We start from the raw sequence: 7,615 nt of genomic DNA, 5'->3' as shown, positions 1-7,615 counted from the left end.
TGGGATTTTAATTGATAACATTCCTCCAAAAACTACCGAAAGACGAAAGTTAAACCCCCGATTTTTAGTGGTGTCTCATTTAAGAGCGTCAAAAGGTATTCAAGACTTAATTGCTGCTGTTAATTTATTACGCGATGATTTGAAATCTGTTTTAAAAATCGAAATTTATGGCGACGGACCGTATAAAAAGGACTTGCTTCAGTTGGTTACCAAATATAAGCTTGGAAATAATTTTAATTTTAAAGGAAGTCAGTCGAATTTAAATGCATTTTATCAACATTATGACTATCTCATTCAACCAACACATATGGAGTGTTTTAGCTTATCAATTTTAGAAAGTTTAGCGGCAAACATTCCGGTAATAACAACTCCAGTTGGCGGTAATTTAGAAGTTATTACACCTAATAGCAATGGCTTTATATTTAAAACCAAAGATGTTAAAGGGTTGTCGGAATTACTTACTGAGATTATAGAAGGGAAACTATGCATATTAGGAAACACGAGATCGCTTATAGAAAACAAGTTTTCCATTGATTTGATGGTTAAAAATCACATGAAACTTTTAGATTTATGAAAATAGCATTCCTTACCCCAGAATATCCGCATCCTAAAACAGGCACCGCAGGAGGCATTGGAACCAGTATTTTCAATTTATCAAAAGCATTATTGAGTTTAGGTCATGAGGTTAGTGTTCTAGTTTACCAACAAAATCAAGACGATTATTTTATAGAAGACGGTATTCATTTTTATAGAATAAAGAATATTAAACTAAAAGGTTTATCACTTATACTTACACAGAAAAAAGTGGAGAAATTAATTAATTCTTTATATGATTCTGGTAAAATCGATATCGTTGAAGCACCCGATTGGACGGGGTTTACGGCGTTTATAAAGCCAAAATGCCCTTTGGTTATCAAAGAGCACGGAAGTGATACCTATTTTTGTTATTTAGACAAGCGAAAGGTGAAGTTTAAAAACAAATTCTTAGAAAAACGTGCGCTAAAAAATGCCGACGGAATTATTAGTGTGAGTGCTTTTACAGGGCATTTAACCAATGAATTGTTTGGGATAAATCGAAATTTTACGGTCATTCATAATAGTATTGACGCCACTTTGTTCGAACCGAAACAAAGTGAATCTAATACATTAAGTATATTGTATTTTGGTACGATTATTCGAAAAAAAGGTCTTTTAGAACTACCAGAAATATTTAATTTGGTTCATAATTCTAATAAGAATGTAGAATTAATTCTTGTTGGAAAAGATAGTGCGGATATAAAAACAGCTAGGTCTTCTACATGGCAATTAATGCTAACACTATTTAATGAAACTGCTTTAAGAAAAGTGACTTATTTGGGTCCTGTCGATTATTTTAAAATTCAAAATTTAATAAAGGATGCGACGGTATGTGTCTTTCCATCATTTGCGGAAGCTTTTCCCGTTTCATGGTTAGAAGCTATGGCGATGGGAAAGGCTATTGTAGCTTCTAATATTGGTTGGGCCACAGAGATGATAGAAGATGGGAAAGAAGGGTTTTTGGTGCATCCAAAATCCCATCTGCATTATGCTAATAATATTGTTGATCTATTAAATAGGCCTAATAGAAGAATGCAGTTTGGACTAGCAGCAAGACTTAAAGTACTAAAGAACTTTAGAGATGAGGAAGTAGCTAAACAATCAGTGATATTTTATAAAAAATTAATAACCAATGATCGTTGTATATTATAAGGATAAAAAAATAGTAGATATCAAAGGAGAAGGAGTAGTTCTTTCAGAGTTTATAAATCATGAGGTTGTTCCTTCTTTGTTTTTATTAGCGTGCAAATACCCGTACCGTATTTTGGTATGGTGTAATGAAGAACAAAGGATGAATTTGAATTTAAAGGCGGTGAAAGAAGTATTTTATCTTAAGAATATGATGATTTCATATGGGGGAAATCAATATTTTCCCATACAAATTGGTTATGTGGATTTTTCGCCCTTTTTAAAGATAAATAAAAAGGTTAAATATCCTACATGGATTATGAGTAGTTTAGTAGGTGCTATTTATGGTGAGCAATTATTAAAATTTGAAGGATTAATTTCTAAAACGAATAGTTTAGATTATGTATTAAATTCTATTTCTAAATTAGGAATGCCGAATGGTTTGTTTTGTTATTCTGAACCAAAAATTTTAAAGCGCCCAACTTTTGTTAGTGAATCACCAAAAGCATCAGTATCTATACTTTTTAAATTTGTTAAGCAACATTATAAATTACAGTGGGTTGTAGTTCTCTTTTTATGCTTTTTTATTTATGATAAGAAAACAACTTTTTTTTCATTATTTAAATCTCTTTTTTATAAAAGGATATTAAGTGAATTTACAATTGAAGTTGAAAGGATTAGTTTAGAAAAAGGAGAATGTTTAAAAAGAAACATAGATGTAGTTATACCAACGTTAGGTCGGAAAAAGTATTTATATGATGTTTTAAAAGATTTATCTAATCAAACAATTTTACCTAAAAATGTAATAATTGTCGAACAAAATATTAATAAGGACAATGACTCAGAATTAGATTATTTAAATAATGAAAAATGGCCATTTAATGTTAAGCATACTTTAATTAATAAGTTAGGTGTTTGTAATGCACGAAATATAGCTTTGTCACAAGTAGAAAGTGATTGGTGTTTTTTTGGAGATGATGATATTAGGTTTAACAAGTTGTTGTTTGAAGATTTATTTAATGCAGTAGAAATTACAGGACAAAAAGTAGGCACTACGGTTTGCTTACAACAAGGCGAGCAGCAAACATATTTAAAAACATCTCAAACTCAAATTTTTGGAGGGGGTAATAGCATTTTAAAATCAGATATATTGAAAAAAGTAGCATTTGATACTAGATATGAGTTCAATTTTGGAGAAGATACAGATTTTGGAATGCAAATACGTAATATAGGTGAAGATGTGATTTTTTATGCAAATATTAAAATAATCCATTTAAAAGCACAATCGGGCGGCTATAGAACAAAAGTTAAACAACTTTGGGATGATGAGATTCTTGCGCCAAAACCATCACCTACAATACAATTATTGTATAAAACTTATTTTACATCAAAACAATTACTTGGATATAAGTTTATTTTAGGTCTAAGATTTTACAAGTCAAGCTCCATAAAAAATCCAATTTTGTATATTAAAGATTATAAAAAGCGTTGGAAATTAAGTGAGTATTGGGCGAGTGTAATATAATAAAAATAGTATGATTAAAATTTACACAGATTATACTTTTTTAAATAAAAAGTATAGGCGGCAAATATTTCCATTATTACTTGACTTGCATTTTCTCAAAGACAATACGTTATTAGAATACTTTGAATTGGTTGATAATATATCTGAAAGTGATGTAGTTGTTTTTCCAATAAATTACGTGCAATTTTTAAGCCATAGAAAGGAATTAAATAATTTATTGCTTTTATCAAAAAAAAATGATAAGCCTATTTGGTTATATACAGGTGGTGATTATGGTTTAACAACTTATATAGCAAATAGTTATGTGTTTAGATTAGGTGGATTTGATAGTAAATTAGATAAAAAAACGTTTATTATGCCTTCCTTTATAAACGATCCTTATTTTACCCATTTAAAAGCAGAGTTTAAGCCGATAAAAAAAGAAGAAAAGCCAAGTATTGGGTTTGTGGGGCATGCACAATCTGGAATACTTAAATACATTAAAGAGTATATAAATTTTTTAAAATATACGATTAATCGAACTTTCAAATTTATATTAGCTGATAAACAGTCTTTTTATCCATCAAGTATTAAACGTGCATATTATCTAGATAAGTTAAGAAAAAGTGAATTTGTAAATACTGAGTTTATGATGTGTAAGCAGTATAGAGATGGTGTGAAAACAGAAGAAGATAAAATAAAATCTGCTCAGATTTTTTATAATAATATTTATAACAATGCTTATACATTTTGTCTTAGAGGAGTTGGTAATTTTTCTGTGAGATTTTACGAAACCTTAGCCACAGGACGCATTCCTATATTAATTGATACAGACTGTAGGTTACCACTAGAAAATATCATAGATTGGAGTAAGCATTGTGTGATTATTAATAAAAATGATTCTTTAGAGGAGCAAATTTTAAGCTTTCATAATAAGTTATCAAATTTAGAATTTGTAAAGTTGCAAGAATTAAATAGGGAGTTGTGGTTGAATTTTTTAAGACGTGATTCTTATTATAAATTAATATATCAAGAATTTATAAAATATGATTAGAAGTTTTTCATTAGTTATTTGTACTTACTTGCGACCCCAACCTTTGCTTAAATTATTGCAATCGGTGCAAAAGCAGACGGTTTATCCTAATGAAATTTTAATTATCGATGGTTCTAATAATAATAAAACTCAGACTATTTTAGAAGAAAATCCATATCAAAATTTAAAGTTTTTTAAAGTTGATGAAGCGCATAGAGGTTTAACTAAACAACGTAATTTTGGAGTAAAGCAGGTTTCAGAAGGTTCAGAAATAATCTGTTTTTTAGATGATGACATTGTTTTAGAGACCCATTATTTTGAAAATTTAATAAAAACCTATACAGACAAACCAGATGCCTTGGCCATTGGCGGATATATAACTAATGAAGTAAAATGGGCGTTGTCCGATCAAACCAATAATTCCTCGAAGTTTTATTACGATGGATGGATGCGTGAAGAACCATCACGTTTTAAAATTCGTAAACTTTTTGGTTTGCTACCAGATGCTAAACCTGGTTTTATGCCTTCGTTTTCGCATGGGCGTTCCATTAGCTTTTTACCACCCTCAGGAAAAACATATCAAGTAGAACAACTTATGGGAGGTGTTTCCAGTTATAGAAAAGAAGTTTTTAAAAACCTTAAGTTTTCAACTTATTTTGAAGGCTATGGCTTATATGAGGATGCCGATTTTTCATTACGTTTAGCCAAAATAGGCAATCTTTACGTCAATACGAATGCACAACTAGCACATTATCACGATGGTTCTGGTCGTCCAAATCTATATCATTACGGTAAAATGGTAATTAGAAATGGTTGGTATGTTTGGAGGGTTAAATACCCAAAACCCTCTTTAAAAGCAAAATTTAAGTGGCATGCAACAGCTATATTATTAACTAAATTAAGACTGTTAAACGTTTTTACGACACACCATAAAAAAGAAGCATTTACCGAAAGTTTAGGGCGCTTTGTTGGATGGTTTACGCTTTTGTTTAATAAGCCAAAAATAGTACGATGAACTTTTTAATTCTATCTCATGCCTTTCATAAAACTAAAGATACTGCTTTGTTTAGTTATGCCCCATTCGTGCGTGAAATGAATATTTGGTTAAAATATGTGGACACTGTAGAAATTGTAGCACCATTCGAGACCCAACCTGTTTCAAAGATAGAGATGGCTTACCAGCATGAAAATCTAAGTTTTTGTAAAATTCCTTCCATTGAATTTACATCGGTCACTAAAATATTAGAATCACTATTAAAACTCCCAATAATTTTTTTTAGGATATTTAAAGCTTGTCAAAGGGCAGATCACATTCATCTACGTTGTCCGGGAAATATAGGTTTGTTGGGGTGTGTTGTTCAGATATTTTTTCCTAAGAAAATAAAAACAGCTAAATATGCCGGTAATTGGGACCCCAGAGCAAAACAACCTGTTAGTTATAAGATTCAGAAATGGATTTTAAGCAATACGTTTTTAACAAGAAATATACAGGTTTTGGTGTATGGTAATTGGGAACAGCAATCAAAAAATATTAAACCGTTTTTTACGGCCACATACAGTAATTCTGAAATAGAAAAACCTAGAAGGAGAAACTATTTGGGCGTATTGAAATTTGTTTACACAGGGAGTTTGGTTGCAGGAAAACGGCCTTTATTGGCAATTCAAATCGTAGAAGCTTTACACAAACAAGGAAAACGTGTGCATTTGGATGTTTATGGTGATGGTGTTCTAAAAAAAGCGCTACAGCACTATATAGCAGAACATAAGCTGGACACTATCATTAGCTTGCATGGAAACCAATCCAAAGACATTATAAAAGAAACCTTGAAAACAGCCCATTTTTCAATATTAGCATCCAAATCGGAGGGTTGGCCCAAAGCCATTGCCGAAGCGATGTTTTTTGGAACAATTCCTATTGCCTCCGCGGTGTCGTGTGTGCCTTTTATGTTGGACTTTGGAAAAAGAGGAATTTTAATAGACCCAAATTTGACGGAAGCTATAAACAGTATTTTAAACGCGTTGAAAGCTATTGATGAATTAGAATTGATGTCTGAATGGGCTGCTAAATGGTCGCAAAACTATACATTATATGTGTTTGAAAACGAAATTTCTAAATTGATAAACCCATCATGAAAGTATTACAACTTATAGATTCTTTGCATGCTGGAGGTGCCGAACGTGTGGCGGTAAATTACGCGAATGCTTTATCAACACGCATAGATAAATCGTATTTGTGTGCGACCAGGGAAGAAGGATTGCTTAAGGACAGTATCTTAAAAGATGTTGGGTATTTGTTTTTAAAAAGAAAATCGACATTAGATTTTAAGGCTATAAAAAGACTTCATAAGTTTGTTAAAGCGGAGAGAATTGATAAGCTACATGCGCATGCCTCCTCTTTTTTTATTGGGACAATCATCAAAGTTTTAAATCCAAGAGTTTTATTAATTTGGCATGATCACTATGGGGAAAGTGAGTTTTTAAGGAATCGACCTATATTAGTTTTAAAATGTTGTTCATGGTTTTTTAGTCATGTTATAACCGTGAATACGAAACTAGAAAACTGGTCGAAAAATGTACTTCAAATTAAAGCCGTGAGTTATTTACCAAATTTTGCACGTGCAAATGATGTGAAAGCCGAAACAGAATTAAAAGGGGAAGATAACAAGCGAATTATTTGTTTAGCAAACTTAAGACCTCAAAAAGACCATATCAATTTGCTAAATGCTTTTATTGAAGTTAGGGCACTTAAGCCTGATTGGACATTACACTTGGTTGGACATTATAATGAAGATGATTATTATAAAACTATAAAAAGAATCATTTTGCAACAGCATTTAGAAAACCATGTTTTTATTTACGGAAGTCGTCCCGATGTGTATCATATTTTAAGTCAAAGTTCTATTGGCGTTTTAGCTTCAAAATCGGAAGGCTTACCAGTAGCTTTATTAGAATATGGTTTAGCAAAATTACCCGTTGTTGCAACTAATGTAGGCGATTGTAAAAACGTGATTTCAAATAAAGCCGAAGGGATTTTAGTTGACGCTCAAAACTCTAAAGAATTAGCTGAAGCATTGCTAGTTTATATTAATGATTTAGATTTGAGGAATCAAGTTGCCGAAAATTTACATTTAAAAGTTATGTCGACATTTTCAGAAACAAACGTGATGGAATCACTACTTAATATATACAAAAAACACCTAATATGAAATTGTCGCTATATTCAAAGCTTCTTATTTTTCATGTAGTCATCGCTATCATGGTTTTTTTAATTAAACCATTAGCGGTAGGGTATTTTTTATTCATTACTGTTTTTTTTAGTTATAAAATTTTAATGGCTTCTAAAAAATACAAAACGTTTTATGTGCTAACAGCCT

General features: G+C 31.1%; 7 protein-coding genes. All 7 read left to right on the top strand.

The window, feature by feature from the left end; all coding sequences use genetic code 11:
* On the top strand, positions 1–574 hold a 574-nt coding region (locus ABYI63_RS16880), incomplete at its 5' end, for a glycosyltransferase family 4 protein (protein WP_372758035.1).
* Positions 571–1,728, top strand: coding sequence for a glycosyltransferase family 4 protein (locus ABYI63_RS16875; protein ID WP_372758034.1), 1,158 nt, complete (start codon positions 571–573; stop codon positions 1,726–1,728). The genes ABYI63_RS16880 and ABYI63_RS16875, both read left to right, overlap by 4 nt.
* A complete protein-coding gene (locus ABYI63_RS16870; RefSeq protein WP_372758033.1) occupies positions 1,709–3,229 on the top strand; it encodes a glycosyltransferase family 2 protein in 1,521 nt (506 codons plus the stop codon). Before ABYI63_RS16875 ends, ABYI63_RS16870 begins: the two co-directional genes overlap by 20 nt.
* A gap of 10 nt (positions 3,230–3,239) precedes the next feature.
* Entirely contained in the window at positions 3,240–4,262 is a 1,023-nt protein-coding gene (locus ABYI63_RS16865; protein ID WP_372758032.1) for an exostosin family protein, read from the top strand.
* The gene (locus ABYI63_RS16860) at positions 4,255–5,256 is read left to right on the top strand and encodes a glycosyltransferase family 2 protein (protein WP_372758031.1); all 1,002 of its coding nucleotides are present in this window, start codon (positions 4,255–4,257) and stop codon (positions 5,254–5,256) included. The genes ABYI63_RS16865 and ABYI63_RS16860 overlap by 8 nt, the downstream gene beginning before the upstream one ends.
* The gene (locus tag ABYI63_RS16855) at positions 5,253–6,374 is read left to right on the top strand and encodes a glycosyltransferase family 4 protein (RefSeq protein WP_372758030.1); all 1,122 of its coding nucleotides are present in this window, start codon (positions 5,253–5,255) and stop codon (positions 6,372–6,374) included. Before ABYI63_RS16860 ends, ABYI63_RS16855 begins: the two co-directional genes overlap by 4 nt.
* Complete coding sequence (locus ABYI63_RS16850; RefSeq protein WP_372758029.1) at positions 6,371–7,447, top strand: glycosyltransferase; 1,077 nt, start codon at positions 6,371–6,373, stop codon at positions 7,445–7,447. Before ABYI63_RS16855 ends, ABYI63_RS16850 begins: the two co-directional genes overlap by 4 nt.
* The last annotated feature ends 168 nt before the right edge of the window (positions 7,448–7,615 follow it).

The sequence above is a fragment of the Mariniflexile sp. genome (genome assembly GCF_041583155.1).
Taxonomy (GTDB): Bacteria; Bacteroidota; Bacteroidia; order Flavobacteriales; family Flavobacteriaceae; genus Mariniflexile.
This window is presented reverse-complemented; position numbering and strand designations above follow the sequence as displayed.

Coding starts and splice junctions, on each gene's coding strand:
- ABYI63_RS16870 (WP_372758033.1), top strand. CDS start 1,709: ATGATCGTTGTATATTATAAGGATAAAAAAATAGTAGATATCAAAGGA.
- ABYI63_RS16875 (WP_372758034.1), top strand. CDS start 571: ATGAAAATAGCATTCCTTACCCCAGAATATCCGCATCCTAAAACAGGC.
- ABYI63_RS16865 (WP_372758032.1), top strand. CDS start 3,240: ATGATTAAAATTTACACAGATTATACTTTTTTAAATAAAAAGTATAGG.
- ABYI63_RS16850 (WP_372758029.1), top strand. CDS start 6,371: ATGAAAGTATTACAACTTATAGATTCTTTGCATGCTGGAGGTGCCGAA.
- ABYI63_RS16855 (WP_372758030.1), top strand. CDS start 5,253: ATGAACTTTTTAATTCTATCTCATGCCTTTCATAAAACTAAAGATACT.
- ABYI63_RS16860 (WP_372758031.1), top strand. CDS start 4,255: ATGATTAGAAGTTTTTCATTAGTTATTTGTACTTACTTGCGACCCCAA.